Raw genomic sequence first — 18,608 nt, 5'->3', positions numbered from 1 at the left:
CGGCGGCCTCCATGAGCGCCGCAAGTATAACGTGACCGGGCGTGGAACGTTTTTCTCGCCCGGTCTCCGCCGTTTCCGGATCAGGCGGAGGGCGCGCCCGTGAGGACGTCCACCCGGCCGGTGTCGAGCGAGTAGTAGGCGCTGACGACGGCCAGGTCGCCCTTCTTCACCATCGGGGCGAGGTCCTTGTTGGAACGCAGGCCCGCGGCGGTCTGATTGATGTGGATGCGGGTCATGGCGTCGACCGGGTCGGCGTGCTCGCCCTTGGCCGTCTCCTCGTACGCCGGCTCGAGGGCGTCGGCGATCGACTGCAGGTTGCCGGGCAGTTCCTTGCCGTCGCGCAGCGCCTCGTACGCCGCCTTGACGGCACCGCAGCGCTGGTGGCCGAGGACCACGATGAGCGGGGTGCCGGACGTCATCGGCCCGTACTCCACGGAACCGACGACGACCGGTCCGACGACCTGTCCGCCGGTGCGCATCACGAACAGGTCGCCGAGCCCGGTGTCGAAGAGCAGCTCCGGCGGCACGCGGGAGTCGATGCACGACAGGATCACGCCGTAGGGCTTCTGCTCCTGGGCGACGAACTCGCGGCGCTTCGGGTCGCGGTCGGGGTGCTGGAGGCTGCCGTCCACCCAGCGCTTGTTGCCGTCCATCAGCCGGGAGAACGCCGCCCACGGCGAGTCCGGCCGGGCGGCGGCCGCGGGAGAGGGGGATGTGCTCGCACCCGCGGCCGCCGCCGTCCCCTTGGCCGTGGAGTCCGTCTTCGACGAACAGGCGGTGAGCAGAGCCGCGGTGGTGGCGGCCAGCCCACCGGTGAGTATGGCCCTGCGCTGTGGTGTTCCGGCGGTACCCATGTAGCTGTCCCCTACGGTCGCCGCTCCCCTGGTGGGAGCCGGTGATGCCACTGTCGCGGGCGGCCGGTCAGCGCCCGTACAGCGCTGATGCAGCGCAGGGGAAGGGCTGATCCAAATCGCGGGACGCGGCCAGGGTCCGCCTCTCGGTGATCAGGCCGGGAACTCCCGCTTCAGCCAGTCCCCGTCCAGGCGGATGTGTTTGATGGTGCGCCGGTGGTGGGTGTAGGCGATGTGGAGGGTGCCGTCCGGTGTCTGGGCGAGGGAGGGGTAGGACAGCTCGCGGTTGAGGCCGTCGCGGGAGTTGTTGGTCAGGCAGTGCCCGTCGCCGGTTTCGAGGTCGTGGCGCAGCGGCCAGGTGCGTCCGTCGTCCGGGGAGAGGGCCAGCGAGAGCGGGGCACGGGGGGCGCCCCAGAACGCGTCGCCCGTGGGGGCGGTCTCCGCGGGTGTCCCTGCCACTCCCCCGTCGTCGATCTCGTCGTACAGCGAGACCCTGCGCGCGACGGCGTCGGCCGCGCTGCTGTGGTTGTAGACCAGGGCGAGCCTGCCGTCGGCCAGCACGGTGTACTGGATCGAGGAGTTGTTGTTCGGCAGGTCCAGGGGGCGCGGTTCGCTCCAGGTCTCGCCGCCGTCGTACGACACGCTGCTGTGCACGGCGTCCGCGCGACGGCTGCGGAAGAGGGCCAGGAGTGAACCGTCGGGCAGCGGGCGGATGTTCATGTGGACGAGGCCGGTGCTGCCCGGGACGGGGCGTTCGCGCCAGGTGCGTCCGCCGTCGTCGCTGATCATGACGGAGCTGGTGTCCCGGTCGCCCGACCAGGAGGTTCCGGGGGTGGCGACACAGCGGAAGACGGGGAGCAGCAGCCTTTCGCCGGAGGCCACTTGGACGACCGGCTGGCGTACGAACACGCCACCCTGCTCGGTGGCCGGGAACAGGACGCGGGCCGGGCCCCAGGTGGCGCCCTCGTCGTGGCTGACGCGCAGCCGGACCTCGGCCGTGTCCTGGTGGCCCGCGCGCTGTGCGGTGTGCAGGAGCCAGAGGTCGCCCGAGGGGGCGGGGAACAGGAGCGGGTTCTGCTCGGAGCGGGTGTCGTCGGCGGAGAGACGCACGGGAAGGGACCAGGTGTCGGCGCCCTGGGCGAGGCGGGAGAACCACACCGAGATGTCGGCGACGCCTTCCTGGGTGCCCCCGAACCAGACACAGCCCAGGTCGCCGCTCGGCAGGACGGTGAAGTTGGCGGCGTGGTTCTGCACGGCGGGGGCGGCCAGGTGGGTCTCGGCGCGGCCCGGCTCGGCGGGATGGGGGCGCAGGGTGCCGTCGGGGGTGGTCATCGGGACTCTCCCTCCTGACGCGCGGCGTCGAGGTGGGATGCGGCGATCTGCTGGAGGTGGACGACGTCGGCTGCGATGGAGACGTAGGTCCAGCCTTCGGTGAGGCAGCGGGCGGCGCTCGCACCGTCGGGGTTGTGGATGCCGGCGGCGATGCCTGCCGCCTCGGCCGCCTTCCTGATGCGGGTCAGGGCCTGCTCGAACTCCTGCTGTACGGAGGGGTCGGTGGAGGTGGCTCCGCCGATGGCCAGGCGCAGGTCGGAGGGGCCGACGTAGATGCCGTCGAGGCCGTCGGTGGCGCAGATGGCTTCGACGTTGGCGAGGCCGTCGGCCGTCTCGATCATGGCGAGGACGGCGGTCTGGTGGTGGGTGTCGGCCGGGTGGGGTCCGATGCGGAGCTGGGCGCGCATGGGTCCGTAGGAGCGGCGGCCCAGCGGTGGGTAGCGCACGGCGGCGACGGCGTCGGCGGCGTCCTGCGCGTTGTCGATGAGGGGGACGATGACGGCAGTGGCGCCCGCGTCGAGGGCTTTGCCGATGTAGGTGGGGTCGTTGGCTTCCACGCGCACGATGCCGACGGCGGTGCTGCCTTTGGTGTCGGTGGCCAGGAGGTTGTTGAGCATGCCCTGGTAGCCGAAGAGTCCGTGCTGGGCGTCGAAGGCGAGGTAGTCGTAGCCGAGACGGGCCAGGCGTTCGGCGGCGACGGGCGAGTCGAGCAGGGACCAGTAGCCGATCAGTTGCTCGCGGGCGCGCAGGGCGGTGGTGAACTCGGCTGGGGTGCGGCCGGTTGCCATGAAGATCTCCGTCAGGGTGGGGGTGGGGGTCAGCGGTTGTAGGCGGGCATCGGGCCACGCAGGCGGGCGCCGACCTCGTCGCAGGCCGCGGTGACGTCGGCGGGCAGCGGGCCCTCGGCCGCGGCGGCGATGTTGGCGAGCAGGTGCTCGACCTTCGAGCCGCCCAGGAGCAGCGCGTCGGTCGAGGGGCGGTCCAGCAGCCAGCGCAAGGCGAGGGCGGTCAGCGGCAGGCCGGCCTGCTCGGCCACGGCGGCCAGTTCCGTGACGGCGGTGAAGAGCCGTTCGTCCCAGTACCGCTGCCGGTACATGGCGGCCAGCCGCGAGTCGCCGAAACGGCCGGAGCCGGGCTCTTGGCCGAAGTGGTGCCGGCCGGTCAGCAGGCCACCGCCGAGCGGGTTGTAGACCATCGTGCGCAGACCGCTGACGGCCGCGTACTCGACGTACTCCTCCTCGATGCGCCGCGCGAGCAGGTTGTGCAGCTGCTGGGCGATCACCGGACGCGGAGCCCCCGCCTCCTCCGCCACACGGCTGAGCTCGGCTATCTGCCAGGCCGCGAAGTTGGACACGCCGAGCGCGCCGACCTTGCCCTCGGCGACGAACTCGGCCACGGTCGCCAGGGTTTCGGCCAGCGGCGTCGCACGGTCCGGCTGATGCAGATAGAACAGATCGACATGATCGGTCCCGAGCCGCTTCAGACTGCCGTCCAGAGCGGCACGCAGCCCGGCCGGCGACAGCGGCGCGTGATCACCCTGGTCGGGATGCGGGATACCCGCCTTGGTGGCCAGCACGATCCGCTCCCGGCGGCCCGGAAGCAGCTCCCCCAGCAGCCGCTCGCTCTCACCACCCGCGTAACCGTTCGCGGTGTCCACGCCCGTGACGCCCGCGTCCAGCGCAGCGTCCAGCATCGACGCGGCCGACGAGCGGTCGACGGTGTCGCCGAAGGTCATGGTGCCGAGCACCAGCCGCGAGAGCGGGACGGTGGTGTTCGGCAGGGTGAGGCCGGTGGTCACGAGGAGCTTCCTTCCAGTACGCGGCGGGGTTTCACGCCGTGGATGGCGGTCGGGTCGAGGGCCGCGCGGCGCAGGGCGCGGGTGTAGGGGTCGGCCGGGGCGGCGAGGACGGTCTCGGTCCGCCCGGCTTCGACCACGCGGCCGGCCCGCATCACCACGACGTCCGTGCTCATCTCGCGCACCACGCCCAGGTTGTGCGCGATGACGAGGTAGGCGATGCCGGTCTCCTCCTGCAACTCCCTGAGCAGCGCGAGCACCTGGGCCTGCACGGAGACGTCGAGAGCTGAGGTCGCCTCGTCGCAGACCAGCAGGTCGGGCCGGGATGCGAGGGCGCGGGCGATGCCGATGCGCTGCCGCTGGCCGCCGGAGAAGTCGGCCGGGCGGCGTTCCAGGGCGGACGGGGGCAGGCCGACCTGGTCGAGCAGTTCGGCGGCACGGCGGGACCGTTCGCCGCGGTCGGACACTCCGCCGAGGCGCAGCGGCTCGGCCACGATCTGCTGGGCGGTCAGATGGGGGTCGAGGGATCCGTAGGGGTCCTGGAAGACCATCTGGACGCGGCGCCGCAGCGGTCGCAGTCTCCGCTCCGGGAGGGTGGCGATGTCCATGCCGTCGAGGACGATACGGCCGGACCGCGGGGTGAGCAGCCGGACCAGGGCGCGGGCGAGGGTCGACTTGCCGCAGCCGGACTCGCCGACGACCGCGAGCGAGCCGCCCTTGTCGAGCTGGAAGCCGACCTGGTCGACGGCACGGAAGGGGCCGCTCGGAGTCGGGTATTCGACGACCAGGTCCTCTACGCAGAGCAGGGTCATGGGGTGGCTCCTCGCACGGAGGTCTCGTCCTCGTCCCAGGCGCCGAGGCGGGGCACGGCGGCGAGGAGGGCTCGGGTGTAGGGCTCGGCGGGTTTGTCGACGATGCGTTCGGCCGGGCCGGACTCGACGAAACGGCCGTCCTTCATGACGTGGATGCGGTCGGAGACCAGCCGGGCCACGCCCAGGTCGTGCGTGATCATCAGTATGCCGATGCCGGTGCGTTCCTGGAGCTCCATCAGCAGGTCCAGGACGCTGGCCTGCACGGTCGCGTCGAGGGCCGAGGTGGGTTCGTCGGCGACCAGCAGTTCCGGATCGCCGGCCAGGGCGATCGCGATGAGGATGCGCTGCAGCATGCCGCCGGAGAACTGGTGCGGGTAGGACTTCCAGCGGGTCTCGGGGCGTGTGATGCGCACCTGGGCGAGCAGCTCGATGCCCTTCTCGCGGGCCTGGGCCCTGGACAGTTCGGGGTGGCGCAGGCGGATCGCCTCGCCGAGCTGCCGGCCGATGGTGTGGACGGGACTGAGGGCGGTCATCGGGTCCTGTGGGATCAGGGACACCGTCCGGCCGCGTACCGCGCGGGCCGCGCCGGGGTCGGCGACGACATCCCGGCCGCCGACGCGGACGCTGCCCGACAGCACGGCGAGGCCCTCCGGCAGCAGGCGCAGTACGCCCATCGCGGTGGTCGACTTGCCGGATCCGGACTCGCCGATGAGGGTCACGGTCTCGCCGCGTCCGACGGTGAAGGTCACGCCGTCGACGGCCCGGACGACGCCGTGCGCGGTGATGAGTTCGATCTGGAGGTCACGGACATCCAGCAGCGGTGTCCCGTCGGTCATGCTCCGGCTCCCTTCCGGCGGCGGGTGCGGTCCCGCAGTCCGTCGCCCAGCAGGTTGACCCCGACCACGAGGAGGGCGATGACCAGGCCGGGCAGGGTGACCAGCCACCACGAGGTGGTGATGTAGGCCTGGCCGTCGGAGATGATCCGGCCCCAGGTGGCGAAGGGCCGCTGCGGACCGGCGCCGAGGAAGCTCAGCGCGCTCTCCAGCAGGACGGCCTGGGCGAGCAGCAGCAGCACGACGAGGCTCACCGGCCGGACGACGTTGGGCACGACGTGCCGGGTGAGGATCTGCCAGCCGCGCAGGCCCAGCACGCGGGCGGCGGCGACGTACGGCTTCTCGCGCTCGACCAGGACGAGGGAGCGGGTCAGCCGCGCCACCTCGGGCCACTGCGCGACGGCGATCACACAGGTGATGACGGTGACGGAGGGCCCGAAGAGGGCGACCACGAGCAGCAGCATCATCAGCAGGGGCAGGGCGAGCTGGGCCTCCAGGAAGCGGGAGACGAGCGCGTCGACCCAGCCGCCGAAGAAGCCCGCGGCAGCCCCGGCGACGATGCCGATCAGCCCGGACACCAGGACCGCGAGGACGCCGACCGAGAGGGAGACCTGGCCGCCGTGCAGGATGCGCGACAGCAGGTCGCGGCCGAGCTGGTCGGTGCCGAGCAGGTGCCCCGCGCTGAGCGGCGGCAGCCTGCGCTCCGAGAGGTCCTGGGCGTTGGCCTCCGGCAGGGGCAGCAGGCTCGCCAGGGCGACGGGCAGGACCACGAGGGCCGTGCACACGGACCCGGCCCAAATCTTGAAGCGGGCGCTGCGCCGCTGCCGGGTCGCGGTGGCCCGGGCGAGGTCGCGGGCGCCGACGGCGCTGGGCCGCTCGGCGCCGGCGACCGGGGTGGAGATGACACCGGCCATGGTCAGGCCGCCTTTCCGAGTCGTACGCGCGGATCGAACAGCGGGTAGGCGAGGTCGACGAGGAGCTGGACGAGGATCGCGAGGGTGGCCGTCACGAGGACGGTGGCCTGGATGAGCGGGTAGTCGCGGGTCTCCAGCGCCCGGACGACGAGCGAGCCGACGCCCGGCCAGCCGAAGACGACCTCGACGACCACGACACCGTTGAGCAGGGCCGCGAAGCGGGTGCCGAGGGCGGTGACGAGCGGCACGGCGGAGTTGCGCAGGCCGTACTGCCAGGTCAGGGTGCGTTCGGAGACGCCGCGGGAGCGGGCGACCGTGGTGTAGGGGGCGGCGAGCGCGGTGGTCATCTCGCGGCGTACCAGACGTGAGATCAGGGCGAGTTGGAGGACGGCCACGGTCACCGTGGGCAGGATCAGGCCGCTCCACGAGGTGAACCCGGAGGCGGGCAGCACCGGGAGCAGCACCGCGAAGACGGTCAGCAGCATCACGCCGGTCCAGAAGTCCGGCATCGACTGCCCGGTGATCGTCAGGACGTTGGCGCCCAGCTCCCGCTTGGTGTCGGCGCGCCGGGCCATCCACACGCCGAGCGGTACGGCGACGACGGTGGTGACCGCGATGGCGGAGACCGCGAGGGTGATGGTGTACGGCAGCCGGTCCATGACCACCTGGAACGCGGAGGCGTGGAAGGAGTAGCTGGTGCCGAGGTTCCCGGTGCACAGGTCCCGCAGGAAGATCCCGTACTGGACGACGAGCGGTTCGTCGAGGCCGAACTGGGCGCGGATGCGGGCGAGGTCGGCGGCCGTGGCGCTGGGCGCGGCGTAGGCGGCGGCCGGGTCGCCGGGGGCCAGGCGCAGCAGCAGGAAGACCGTGGTGAGGGTGAGGAAGACGGCCAGCAGGCTCTGGCCGACGCGGCGGGCGAGGTAGGTGGCCACGGCTCAGCCCTCCAGCCGTACGGCGGACAGGTCGTAGGAGTTGAGCTGGAGCAGGCCCAGGTCGTGCACGCGCTCGCGGCGGGCGAGCAGCGTCTTGGGGGCGAAGGCCCACAGGCTGGGCCAGGTGTTCCAGACGGCGTGCTGCGCGGCGGCCAGCTTGCGGTCGCGGGCGGCGGCGTCGGTCTCGGTGGCGGCGTCCTCCAGGCGGCGCTGGATGTCCGGGATGACGTAGCCCATGTAGGTGTCGCGGGTGCGTTCCCGCTCGGGGGTGCCGCCGTACATGCCCTGGAGGGAGGTGAGGGCCTGGCCGGTGGTGCCGGGGAAGCCGTTACCGATGACGTCCCAGTCGCCGCCGCGGCCCTGCCGCCACTTCAGGATGTCGCCGCCCGGTTCGAACTGGAGCAGCGAGGCGCGGACGCCGATGTCGCGGAACATGTCGGCGACGGCTTCCATGACGGAGCTGTCGGCGGCGAACTCTCCCGACTCCCAGATGACGCGGATCCGCAGGCCCTCGGCGCCCAGCCGCTTCAGCTGCGCCTTCGCCTTGCCCGGGTCGTAGGTGTAGGCGCCGGTGCGTACCGCGCCTTCGAGGGCGAGCGGGACGACTCCTTCGGCGGCTTCGGCGGAGCCGGTGAGGACGTCCTTCACCAGCGCCTCGCCGTCGATGGCGTAGGTGAGGGCGCGGCGCACGCGGGCGTCGGCCAGGGGGTGGTCGTCGCGCTTGCGGAAGTTGTAGAAGAGCTGGCAGATGCGGACGCCGGAGGTCTCCTCGACGGTGACGCCGGGCAGGCCGGTGAGCTGCTCGGCCGAGTCCGGGGTGAGGGTGTCGACAACGTCCAGCTCGCCGCCGCGCAGGGCGATGACCCGGCTGGACTCCTCGGGCACGAAGCGCACCCGGACGGTTTCGACGTGGGCCGGGCGGCCCCAGTAGCGGGGGTTGCGGGCGAGGGTGTACTCACCGGCGCCGCTGTTGGCCTCGATCACCCTGTACGGGCCGGAGCCGACGCCGCTCTGGAGTTCCTCGGGGCGGTTGGCGGCGGCCGGGGTGATGTGGATGTTGGCCATGAGGCGGTCGAGCACGGGCACCGGGCGCTCGGTGTGCAGCTCGAAGGTGCGCTCGCCGGTCTTCTCGACCGTGGGCAGCTCCGGGAAGAGGCCGAGGAGGAAGGAGCCGTTGACCTTGCCGTACATCTCCAGGGCGGTGGCGACGTCCTCGACGGTGACGGGGCTGCCGTCGGAGTAGCGCACGCCCTCGCGCAGCCGCACGCTCCAGGCGGTCGGCTCGGTCATCGCGAACCGGTCGGCGAGGACCGGCTGGACGCGCATGCCGGGGCCGATGCCCGTGAGGGCCTGGCGGACCGCGCGCTGCACGGTGACGGCGGCGTCGAACTGGTTCAGCTTGTTGTCGAGGCTCACCAGCGAGCGGTTCAGGCCAAGGGTGAGAGTGCCGGGGCCGGGGGCTCCGGTGGGTCCGGCGCAGGCGGAGAGAGGACCGAGGGCGAGACCCGTGCCGCCGAGCGCGCCGAGACGCAGCAGGGTGCGGCGGCGGACGGGGCGGCCGAGGGGCTGCCACTGGGGGCGGTGGTCCGGGGGTGCGTCATAGGGGCTTGGGGTCATCGTCGACCTTCTCGCGTTCCGGGGGGCGACCGGCTCGTGGTGTTCGTGCGGCTCTCGCTGCGGCCCGGTCGGGGGGCGGGCCGGCGGGATACGAACAGGTGTCGCGCCGGAAAAGGTGGCACGACTGCGCGAAGTGCGCAAGGGGTCTCGCGCATTTCGCGCAACTCGTGTCATCATCGGTTTCCGAGGCAGCCCGACCGGGCCGCCCGAGGAGGTACCCGTGTCCCTCTCCGCTGCCGGCCCCGGCGGCCCCGTCCAGGCCGCCCACCGGCCCGTACTCGCCCTCGCCGACGATCTGTCCGGTGCCGCCGAGACCGCGGTGGCGCTGCGCTCGCCCGCCCGGATCCTGCTGGGGCCGGTCCCCGGACCGGTGGCGTCCGCGCCCGGCGAGTCCCTCGTGCTCGACCTCGACTCGCGGCAACTGCCCGGCGCCGAGGCGGCGCGGGCGGTACGGGACGTCACGCACGCGGTGCCCGCCGGAACGGTGCTCTTCAAGAAGATCGACTCGCTGCTCAGGGGCAACCTCGCCGCCGAGGCGGCCGCCTACGCGCGGGACGCCCTGGGCGTGGTGATCGCGACCGCTCTGCCGGCCGCCCTGCGCACGGTCCGGGGCGGGGTCGTCCACCTCGACGGGGTGCCGCTGCACGAGACGGACGCCTGGCGTGCCGAGGCGCGGCCCGCCCCGCCCTCGGCCGCCTCAGCGTTCGGTGACCTGCCGTCAGCTCCCGTGCCGCTCACGGACGTACGCGGGACACCCGGCGCGCTACGGGAAGCGCTGCGTGCGTGTTTCGCGCAGGGACGGCATCCGGTGTGCGACGCGGAGACCGAGACCGACCTCGACGCGATCGCCGCGGCGGCCCTCGAACTGGGGCCCGGGATACGGCTGTTGGGCACCGGCGGCCTCGCGGGCGCCCTGGGACGGCTCCTGGGCACGCCCGGGGAGAACACGCCCGACGCCGGGGACGTCGTCCGGCCGCTGCTGATCGTCGTGGGCACGGCCGAGCCGTCCGCCCGCGGACAGGTCGCGCACCTCCTCGCGGACGGAGCCCACCAGATCTCCCTCAGCACCCGCGAACTCCTGCACTCCCCTCGACGGCTCGCGCCTCCCGTCGCCGCCGTCACGGTCGTCCGCGTCACCGGAGCGGCCGCCCCCTCCGTCGCACGCCGTCTCGTCGCCGCGCTCGCCGACACCGTCGCCGACGCGGCGCTCGACTGCGACCTGGTCCTCACCGGCGGCGAGACCGCCCGCCGCGTCCTGGACGTCCTGCGCGTCACCGACCTGCGCCCGCTGGGCCAGATCCACCACGGTGCGGTCCTCTCCCGCACACCCGACGGCCGCTCGGTCGTCACCCGGCCCGGCAGCTACGGCGAGGCCGACTCCCTGCGGCGCATCGTCCGGGCCCTGCGCCCCGCACCCGTACGCCACGTTCCGACCGACCCCACAGGAGTAGCCCCGTGAACGCAGCCCCCTCCTCCGCCGCCACCGCCGGCCAGACCTCCGCGGCCTCCCGGCCGCTCCCGGTCATCGCGGTGACCATGGGCGACGGCGCGGGCATCGGGCCCGAGGTCATCGTCCCGGCGCTGCTGCACCCCGACACCCTGCGCGACTGCCGACCCGTCGTCGTGGGCGACGCCGAGCGCCTGCGGCAGGCGGCCGGCATCCTCGGCATCAGCTGCGAGATCGTGCCGGTCGAGCATCCCGCCCAGGCCGAGTTCGCGCCCGGCCGCGTGCACGTGATCGACCTCGGGCTGCTCCCCGCCGACCTGCCCTGGGGCGAGCTGTCCGCCGTAGCGGGCGACGCCGCCTACCACTACGTCCGTGTCGCCGCCGAACTCGCCCTGCGCGGCGAGGTGGACGGCATCTGCACCGCCCCGCTCAACAAGGAGGCCCTGCACGCCGCAGGTCACCTCTACCCCGGCCACACCGAACTCCTCGCCCATCTCACGGGCGTCGACGAGGTGTCGATGATGCTGTCGACTCCCCGTGTGAAGGTCATCCACGTCACCACCCACATCGGGCTGATCGACGCCGTGAACCGCATCGAGCCCGGCCTGGTGGAGCGCACCGTGCGCCGCGGCCACGAGGCGATGGTGCGCGCCGGGACCGCCGACCCGGTGATCGGTGTCTGCGGCATCAATCCGCACGCGGGCGAGAACGGCCTGTTCGGCTACGGCGAGGAGGAGACGAAGATCGTCCCGGCGCTGGAGACGGTGCGCGCCGACGGCATCGACGCGCGCGGTCCGCTGCCCGCGGACACGGCCTTCTACCTCGCCTCGCGCGGCGACTACGACCTCATCGTCGCGATGTACCACGACCAGGGGCACGGCCCCGTCAAGGTCCTCGGCATCGAGGCCGGGGTCAACCTCACCGTCGGACTGCCGGTGATCCGCACCTCCGTCGACCACGGCACGGCCTTCGACATCGCCGGAACCGGCCGGGCCGAGCCCGGTAGCATGGTCGAGGCTCTGCGCCAGGCCGCCGAGATGTCGACCGCTCCGGCCGCCCGCTGACCGCGGTTCGCGGCAGGCACGTGTGCGACCCAGGACGGCCCAGGACTATTGAGGACATGAAGAACCTATGTCTGTGACCGGATCCAAGGCGCGGCGCGACCGCATCGTCCACCTCGCCACCACCACCGGCCTGGCGAGCGTGGAGGAACTCTCGCAGCTGTTCGGCGTGACGGCCTCGACCATCCGCCGCGACCTGGCCAAGCTCACCACCGACGGGCGTCTGGCCCGCACCTACGGCGGGGCCATGGCGCTGGCCGCGCACCCCGAGGCGTCCCTGCGGCAGCGCGTGGGCGAGGCCTTCGAGGCCAAGCAGGCCATCGCCCGCTGGGCGGCGGCCCAGGTGCGGCCCGGCGAGACGCTGCTCCTCGACGCCGGCTCCACGGTCGGCGCGCTCGCCCACGAGCTGCGCACGGCCGAAGACCTCACCGTGGCGACCACCGGACTCACCGCCCTGCAGGCGCTGTCCGATGTCGAGACGGTGCACGTCGAGTGCCTCGGCGGCACCCTGCGCCCGCTCAGCCAGGGCTTCGTCGGACCGCTCACGGAAGCCGCCCTGGAGCGTATGACGTTCGACCGGGTCTTCCTCGGCACGGACGGCATCTCCCCCGAACTCGGCATCTGCGAGGCGGACCTGCGCCAGACCCGCCTCAAGGAACTGATGGCCCGCCGCGCCGACCACGTCTACGTCCTCGCCCACGCGGCCAAGCTCGGCCGCCGCCCCTTCCACGCCTGGACGGCCCTGTGCGAGGGCTGGACCCTGGTCACGGACGACACGGCCGACCCGGCCGTCCTCGCGGAGCTGCGGGCCCGCGGGGTGGCGACGGTGACCACGACGCCGGAGCGGGTGACGGCCGGCCCGCACGGCGACACCGCGTAGCGCCGCTGCCCGGCGCGCGGCGGCAGGGCCCGCTCCTGCGCCGCACGCCACCGGGCCGCGCCCGGCGAGGAGCCGAGCGGGCCGCTAGCCGCCGGGCGGCATCCGCCTGCCCGGCGCAGGGACACCGCCTGACGCTGCCGCGTCGAGGAGGCCTCGGAAGGTGGGGCACTCCATGTGGCTCGGCGCGGGGCAGGCGGCGGCGTGTCGCAGGGAGTCGCGGAGCACGCCCAGTTCGCGGATCCTGCGGTCCAGTTCCTCCGCCTTGTCCGCCAGCATGCGCCGGTCGATCCGCGGCGGTCCGTCCGGCGCGAACATGTGCGCGATCTCGTCGAGCGAGAACCCGGCCGTCCGCCCCAGCGCGATCAGTGCCAGCCGCTCCAGCACGCCGGGATCGTACTGGCGGCGCAGCCCTCGCCGGCCGGTCGGGGCGATCAGCCCCTTCTCCTCGTAGAACCGCAGCGTCGAGGCGGGCACCCCGGCGCACTGGGCCACTTCGGCGATGTCCAGGTCCGTCATTCCCTTGACCTCAAGTCGACTTGAAGTAGAACGCTGTCATCTCGCCCCGACCAAGGGCAAGACGAAGGCAAGACGAAGGCAAGACGAAGGAGAGCCGACGAGCATGGACGCCGAGCGCAGGAACGATGACGAACAGAGCGCCCGCTGGAACGGGCGCGCCGGTCACGCCTGGGTGGATCTGCAGCAGGTGCTGGAGGGGATGTTCAGGTCCTTGGAGGACCTGCTCGTCGACGCCGTGTCCGCCGAAGGCGCGGAGCACGTGCTCGACATCGGCTGCGGGACGGGCGGCACCACCCTGGCCGTCGCGCGACGGCTCGGCCCGGCGGCCCACTGCGTCGGCGTCGACATCTCCGGGCCGTTGATCGACACCGCCCGGGCACGCGCCGAGCGGGAGGGCGTACCGGCCTCCTTCGTGCGCGCCGACGCGCAAGAGCACGCCTTCGAGCACGGCACCTTCGACACCGTCATCTCGCGTTTCGGCGTCATGTTCTTCGACGACCCCGTCCGGGCCTTCGCGAATCTGCGGAGCGCTGCCCGGGACGGGGCCGCGATCCGGTTCGTCGTCTGGCGCGATCCGGGCGAGAACCCGTTCATGACGACGGCCCAGCGCGCCGCCGCGCCACTGCTGCCGGACCTGCCCGTGCGGCGGCCCGACGAGCCGGGACAGTTCGCCTTCGCGGACCCGGACAAGGTCCGTCGCATCCTCACCGAAAGCGGCTGGGCCGAGATCGACATCCGGCCGGTCGACGTCGTCTGCACCCTGCCCGAGAAGGACCTGGTCCGCTACTTCACCCGGCTCGGGCCCCTCGGCATGGCCCTGCCCGAGGTGGACGAGGAGACGCGCGCACGGGTCGTCGAGACCGTCCGCGCCGCCTTCGACCCCTTCGTGCACGGCTCGGAAGTCCGCTTCACCGCGGCCTGCTGGACGGTCGGCGCCCGGGCCTGAGCCGCGAAACTTTCGTGAGGTCCGGCCCCCTTTTCCAAGCCCGGGCGCCCCGCGCATAGTGAGATCACGATGACGCAGAAAAGAGCCCTGGTTGTCCGAGGCGGATGGGAAGGCCACGAGCCGGTCAAGGCGACGGAGCTGTTCCTTCCCTTCCTCCGGGACAACGGATACGCCGTCCGGGTCGAGGAATCGACCGACGTCTACGCCGACACCGCCGAGATGGCGGCCACCGACCTCGTCGTCCAGTGCGTGACGATGTCGGAGATCACGCGCGAGCAGGTGGCCGGACTGAGCTCGGCTGTCGTGGCCGGCACCGGTTTCACCGGCTGGCACGGCGGCATCGCCGACTCGTTCCGCGCCTCGGCCGACTATCTCCACCTGGTCGGCGGCCAGTTCGCCACCCACCCGGGCAAGGAACCGTGCGAGCGCCGGGGCGGAGCGGAGGACAACTTCCTGCCGCACACCATCACCCTCACCGAGGCCGGCCGCGCCCACCCCGTCACGGCGGGCATCGAGGACTTCGAGCTGGACACCGAGCAGTACTGGGTGCTCCACGACGACCTCATCGACGTCCTGGCCACCACCACGCATCCGGCCCGGCCGTGGCAGCCCTGGCACCGGCCGGTCACCTCGCCGGCGGTCTGGACCCGCCGGTGGGGTGCCGGGCGCGTCCTGGTGACGACACCGGGGCACAGCCTCGACGTGCTGGAGCACCCCGACGTCCGCACCATCATCGAGAGGGGCATGCTGTGGGCGACGCGCACCGCATCGGCGTCGTAGGACTCGGTGTCATCTCCCGCGCGTACCTCGACACGCTCGCCGGCCATCCCGCCGTGCGCGTCACCGCGGTCGCCGACCTCGACGCCTCCCGGTCGGCCGCCGTCGCCGCCGAACTGCCCGGGGCCGAGGCGCTGACGGTCGAGGAGTTGCTCAGCAGCCCGGACGTGGACACGGTGCTGAACCTCACCACCCCGGCGGCCCACGCCGGGATCGCCCTCGGCGCCATCGGTCACGGCAAGCACGTCTACGGGGAGAAGCCGCTGGCCGCGACGCTCGCCGACGCCCGTGCCGTCGTGGAGGCCGCCGCGAAGGCTGGTGTCGGTGTGGGGTGCGCGCCGGACACCGTCCTGGGCACCGGGGTCCAGACGGCGCGGGCGGCCGTCGAGGCGGGGAGCATCGGACGCCCCCAGTTCGCCTCGGCCGTGATGATCACCCCCGGCCACGAGCGCTGGCATCCCCACCCCGACTTCTACTACACCGAGGGCGGCGGCCCTCTTCTGGACATGGGGCCGTACTACCTAGCCTCCCTGATCCACCTGCTGGGCCCGGTGCGTGCCGTGATCGGGGCGGCCGGCCGACTGCGCGCCGAGCGGACCATCGGTTCCGGGCCGCGCACGGGCGAGCGGATCCCGGTCGAGGTGGACAGTCATGTCTCAGGAGTGCTGGAACACGTGGGCGGGGCACTGACGACGATCACGACGAGCTTCGACGGTGTGGCCACCACGGCCGCGCCGATCGAGGTCCACGGCGAGACGGGGAGCCTCTCGGTGCCCGATCCGAACCGCTTCGACGGCGAGGTCCGGCTGCACGCGCTCGGCGACACCCGATGGCGCGCTTTGCCGGCGTCGGCGGGCTACGAGGACGGCGCACGGGGTGTCGGACTGCTCGACTTCATCGCCGCCGACGGGCAGCGGGCGCCGCGTGCGAGCGGCGAACTCGCCCTGCACGTCCTGGAGACGATGACGGCCCTGCTGCGTTCGTCGGCCGAGGGACGGCGGATCGAGCTGACGACGTCGGCGCAGGCGCCCGATCCGGTGCCGTGGACGGCCGCCGGGGACTGGAAGCGCCCGGTCGCTCCCGGCCGGGCTTGACCGGGTGATGCCGCGGGGGTCAGTCCACGGGCCACGTGTGTGCGGGCGCGTTCATGTGCATGTAGTCCATGTACGTCGTGGTCATCTGCCGCAGTGCCTCACGCCGGTCGGAGATGCCGGCCTTCTCCAGATGGTGGACCGTCTCGGCCTGCCAGAGGGCGCCGTTGCGGGCCGTGACACAGCGCTGCTCGATGATGCCGAGCAGCGGCTCGCGCCACGCGTCGTCCATGCCGGCCAGCTCCAGGCCCCGGTGGGCGAGCGGCAGAAGGCGCCGCAACACCAGTTCCGTGACCGGCACTTCGCCCACGCCGGGCCAGTACAGGCGGGCGTCGATGCCGTCGCGGGCCGCGGTGTGCAGGTTCTCCTCGGCTACCGAGAAGGACATCCGCGTCCACACCGGCCGGTCCTCGTCGACCAGGGCGCGGGTCAGTCCGTAGTAGAACGCGCCGTTGGCGATGGTGTCGGCGACGGTGGGGCCCGCGGGCAGCACCCGGTTCTCGATGCGCAGATGCGGACCGCTGTCGGTGACGGCGTAGATCGGGCGGTTCCAGCGGTAGATCGTGCCGTTGTGCAGGGTCAGTTCGCCCAGTTGCGGAACGCCGCCCCGGTCGAGTGCCTGCTGCGGGTCCTCGTCGTCGCACAGCGGCAGCAGGGCCGGGAAGTAGCGCACGTTCTCCTCGAAGAGATCGAAGACGCTGGTGATCCACCGTTCCCCGAACCACACCCGGGGCCGTACGCCCTGGGCCTTGATCTCCTCGGGCCGGGTGTCGGTGGCCTGCTCGAACAGGGGGATGCGGGTCTCCCGCCACAGCTCCTTTCCGAACAGATAGGGCGAGTTGGCCGCGAGGGCGATCTGCACGCCCGCGATGGCCTGGGCAGCGTTCCAGTAGTGCGGGAACTCCTTCGGGGCGACCTGGAGATGGAACTGGGTGCTGGTGCAGGCGGCCTCGGGGGTGATGGTGTCGGCGTACGTCGTCAGGCGTTCGACACCGTCGACCGTGATCCGCAGATCTTCGCCGCGCGCGGCGAAGATCTGCTCGTTGAGCAACTGGTACCGGGGGTCGCCGGACAGGGCGGCCTCGCTCACATGCGCCTCGCCCAGCGTCGGCAGAATGCCGACCATGATCAGGTGGGCGCCGACGGCCGAGGCGCGGTCCTCGGCGTGGTTGAGGGCGTCCCGGATCTCCCGCTCCCAGTCTCCGGGGCCGCCGGTCGTCAGCTCCCGGGGCGGGATGTTGATCTCCAGGTTGAAGCGGCCCAGCTCGCTCGACCAGGCGGGGTCGGCGATCGCCCGGAGCACGTCGGTGTTCCGCATCGCGGGCAGTCCCTCGTCGTCCACCAGGTTGAGCTCGATCTCCAGCCCGACCCGTGGCCGCTCGCTCTCGAAGCCCGACTCGCGGAGCATCCGCGCCAGCACCTCGAGGTCGGTGTGCATCTTCTGCCGGTAGCGACGGCGGTCCTCCCGCGTGAACACCAGGGCCGGCACGTCACGTCCCATGCGTCCTCCCGAGTTCCCTCGGCGGATACCTCTCGTCCCAGCGTCGCACCTTGTCGTCGCCCCCGCACCCACCTAGCCTGACTTTGTGCCGCAAATAAACAAACCCCGAACGCACAGTGCCGTGCCGGGCGACGGCAGCTCCCTCACCCGACTCCGCATAGCGATCACCGTCTTCTTCGCCCTCGACGGCTTCGTCTTCGCCGGCTGGGTCGTGCGCATCCCCGCCATCAAGGAACAGACGAACGCCTCCGCCAGCGCCCTCGGCCTCGCCCTCCTGGGCGTCTCGGCCGGCGCCGTCATCACCATGACCCTCACCGGTCGCCTGTGCCGCCGCTACGGCAACCACCAGGTCACCGTCGTCTGCGCCGTCCTGCTCTCCCTCAGCGTGGCCCTGCCCCCGCTGACCCACTCGGTCCTCGCGCTCGGCCTCGTGCTGCTGCTCTTCGGCGCCGCGTACGGCGGGATCAACGTCGCCTTCAACAGCGCGGCCGTCGAGCTGGTGGCCGCGCTGGGGCGGCCGATCATGCCGAGCTTCCACGCCGCGTTCAGCCTGGGCGGCATGGTCGGCGCGGGTCTGGGCGGGCTGGTCGCGGGGGTCCTCTCCCCCACCAGGCATCTGCTGCTGCTCACCGTCGTCGGACTGCTGGTGACGGCCCTGGCGGGACCGACACTCCTGCGGCACGAGCCGCCGACGCCGCCGGAGCGGGAACGCCTCGCGCAGGGCGCCCCGCGCCGGCTGGACCGCCGTACCCGGGGACTGGTGATCGTCTTCGGCGTGATCGCGGGGTGCACCGCGTACGGCGAGGGGGCGCTGGCCAACTGGGGCGCCCTGCACCTCGAACAGGACCTGGACGCCTCGCCGGGCGCCGCGGCCGTCGGCTACTCCTGTTTCGCGCTCGCCATGACGGTGGGTCGGCTGACCGGCACCACGCTCCTGGAACGTCTGGGGCGGACCCGGACCGTCGTCGCGGGCGGCGCCACCGCGGCGGCCGGAATGCTGCTCGGCTCACTCGCCCCGTCCCTGTGGGCGGCCCTGCTCGGCTACGCGGTCACGGGCCTCGGCCTGGCGAACCTCTTCCCGGTGGCCGTGGAGCGCGCGGGCGCGCTCGCCGGCCCCAGCGGCGTCGCGACGGCCTCCACCCTCGGCTACGGCGGCATGCTCCTCGGGCCGCCCGCGATCGGCTTCATGGCGGACTGGTTCACCCTGCCGGCCGCCCTGACCAGCGTGGCGGTGCTCGCGGCGGTGGCGGCGGCGGTCGGGGCGCTCGTGGGGGCGGCGACACGGCGGACGTCCGGGGGCTGA

General features: G+C 72.7%; 18 protein-coding genes. 7 read left to right on the top strand and 11 right to left on the bottom strand.

Annotation, left to right across the window (positions count from 1 at the left end; all coding sequences use genetic code 11):
• Positions 1–80 precede the first annotated feature (80 nt).
• From ACZ58V_RS20445 to ACZ58V_RS20405, 9 genes are all read right to left on the bottom strand, one after another.
• Complete coding sequence (locus tag ACZ58V_RS20445; RefSeq protein WP_471291240.1) at positions 81–854, bottom strand: carbonic anhydrase; 774 nt, start codon at positions 852–854, stop codon at positions 81–83.
• Positions 855–1,004: 150 nt separating this feature from the next.
• Entirely contained in the window at positions 1,005–2,183 is a 1,179-nt protein-coding gene (locus ACZ58V_RS20440) for a sialidase family protein (protein ID WP_471291238.1), read from the bottom strand.
• Positions 2,180–2,971 carry an HpcH/HpaI aldolase family protein gene (locus ACZ58V_RS20435; protein WP_468189267.1) on the bottom strand — a complete coding sequence of 264 codons (792 nt, stop codon included), beginning with the start codon at positions 2,969–2,971 and terminating at the stop codon, positions 2,180–2,182. The genes ACZ58V_RS20440 and ACZ58V_RS20435 overlap by 4 nt, the downstream gene beginning before the upstream one ends.
• A 29-nt stretch (positions 2,972–3,000) precedes the next feature.
• Entirely contained in the window at positions 3,001–3,981 is a 981-nt protein-coding gene (locus tag ACZ58V_RS20430) for an aldo/keto reductase (RefSeq protein WP_471291236.1), read from the bottom strand.
• Complete coding sequence (locus ACZ58V_RS20425) at positions 3,978–4,790, bottom strand: ATP-binding cassette domain-containing protein (protein ID WP_471291234.1); 813 nt, start codon at positions 4,788–4,790, stop codon at positions 3,978–3,980. The genes ACZ58V_RS20430 and ACZ58V_RS20425 overlap by 4 nt, the downstream gene beginning before the upstream one ends.
• Positions 4,787–5,626 carry an ABC transporter ATP-binding protein gene (locus tag ACZ58V_RS20420; RefSeq protein ID WP_471291232.1) on the bottom strand — a complete coding sequence of 280 codons (840 nt, stop codon included), beginning with the start codon at positions 5,624–5,626 and terminating at the stop codon, positions 4,787–4,789. The genes ACZ58V_RS20425 and ACZ58V_RS20420 overlap by 4 nt, the downstream gene beginning before the upstream one ends.
• Complete coding sequence (locus ACZ58V_RS20415; RefSeq protein ID WP_468189258.1) at positions 5,623–6,537, bottom strand: ABC transporter permease; 915 nt, start codon at positions 6,535–6,537, stop codon at positions 5,623–5,625. Before ACZ58V_RS20415 ends, ACZ58V_RS20420 begins: the two co-directional genes overlap by 4 nt.
• Before the next feature lie 2 nt (positions 6,538–6,539).
• Positions 6,540–7,469 (bottom strand): ABC transporter permease, encoded by a 930-nt coding sequence (locus ACZ58V_RS20410; protein ID WP_189724073.1) that lies wholly within the window; start codon positions 7,467–7,469, stop codon positions 6,540–6,542.
• A gap of 3 nt (positions 7,470–7,472) precedes the next feature.
• A complete protein-coding gene (locus ACZ58V_RS20405; RefSeq protein WP_471291229.1) occupies positions 7,473–9,086 on the bottom strand; it encodes an ABC transporter substrate-binding protein in 1,614 nt (537 codons plus the stop codon).
• A 220-nt stretch (positions 9,087–9,306) separates the two neighbouring features.
• Here ACZ58V_RS20405 and ACZ58V_RS20400 point away from each other — a divergent pair, with 220 nt between their 5' ends.
• The 3 genes from ACZ58V_RS20400 (at position 9,307) to ACZ58V_RS20390 (ending at position 12,474) form a co-directional block, all read left to right on the top strand.
• Positions 9,307–10,545, top strand: a complete 1,239-nt coding sequence (locus ACZ58V_RS20400; protein ID WP_471291228.1) for a four-carbon acid sugar kinase family protein — start codon at positions 9,307–9,309, stop codon at positions 10,543–10,545.
• Positions 10,542–11,597, top strand: a complete 1,056-nt coding sequence (gene pdxA / locus ACZ58V_RS20395; RefSeq protein WP_471291226.1) for a 4-hydroxythreonine-4-phosphate dehydrogenase PdxA — start codon at positions 10,542–10,544, stop codon at positions 11,595–11,597. Before ACZ58V_RS20400 ends, pdxA begins: the two co-directional genes overlap by 4 nt.
• A gap of 67 nt (positions 11,598–11,664) precedes the next feature.
• Positions 11,665–12,474 carry a DeoR/GlpR family DNA-binding transcription regulator gene (locus ACZ58V_RS20390; RefSeq protein WP_468189246.1) on the top strand — a complete coding sequence of 270 codons (810 nt, stop codon included), beginning with the start codon at positions 11,665–11,667 and terminating at the stop codon, positions 12,472–12,474.
• Between the two features lie 84 nt (positions 12,475–12,558).
• Here the strand turns inward: ACZ58V_RS20390 and ACZ58V_RS20385 are convergent, their stop codons facing one another.
• Entirely contained in the window at positions 12,559–12,990 is a 432-nt protein-coding gene (locus tag ACZ58V_RS20385) for a helix-turn-helix domain-containing protein (RefSeq protein ID WP_471291225.1), read from the bottom strand.
• Between the two features lie 103 nt (positions 12,991–13,093).
• Between ACZ58V_RS20385 and ACZ58V_RS20380 the strand changes: the two genes are divergently transcribed.
• The 3 genes from ACZ58V_RS20380 to ACZ58V_RS20370 all read left to right on the top strand — a co-directional run bounded on the left by ACZ58V_RS20380 (position 13,094) and on the right by ACZ58V_RS20370 (position 15,807).
• Positions 13,094–13,936 carry a class I SAM-dependent methyltransferase gene (locus tag ACZ58V_RS20380; RefSeq protein WP_468189241.1) on the top strand — a complete coding sequence of 281 codons (843 nt, stop codon included), beginning with the start codon at positions 13,094–13,096 and terminating at the stop codon, positions 13,934–13,936.
• Positions 13,937–14,005: 69 nt separating this feature from the next.
• A complete protein-coding gene (locus ACZ58V_RS20375) occupies positions 14,006–14,716 on the top strand; it encodes a ThuA domain-containing protein (RefSeq protein WP_468189239.1) in 711 nt (236 codons plus the stop codon).
• Complete coding sequence (locus ACZ58V_RS20370; protein WP_471291222.1) at positions 14,686–15,807, top strand: Gfo/Idh/MocA family protein; 1,122 nt, start codon at positions 14,686–14,688, stop codon at positions 15,805–15,807. Before ACZ58V_RS20375 ends, ACZ58V_RS20370 begins: the two co-directional genes overlap by 31 nt.
• A 19-nt stretch (positions 15,808–15,826) precedes the next feature.
• Here the strand turns inward: ACZ58V_RS20370 and ACZ58V_RS20365 are convergent, their stop codons facing one another.
• The gene (locus ACZ58V_RS20365) at positions 15,827–17,305 is read right to left on the bottom strand and encodes a glutamate-cysteine ligase family protein (protein WP_471291220.1); all 1,479 of its coding nucleotides are present in this window, start codon (positions 17,303–17,305) and stop codon (positions 15,827–15,829) included.
• Between the two features lie 121 nt (positions 17,306–17,426).
• Between ACZ58V_RS20365 and ACZ58V_RS20360 the strand changes: the two genes are divergently transcribed.
• Complete coding sequence (locus ACZ58V_RS20360) at positions 17,427–18,608, top strand: MFS transporter (RefSeq protein WP_471291218.1); 1,182 nt, start codon at positions 17,427–17,429, stop codon at positions 18,606–18,608.

The organism is Streptomyces sp. NPDC040589 (assembly GCF_055594445.1).
Note: the sequence above shows the minus strand (reverse complement) of the source record. Positions and strands in the feature narration are given on the sequence as shown.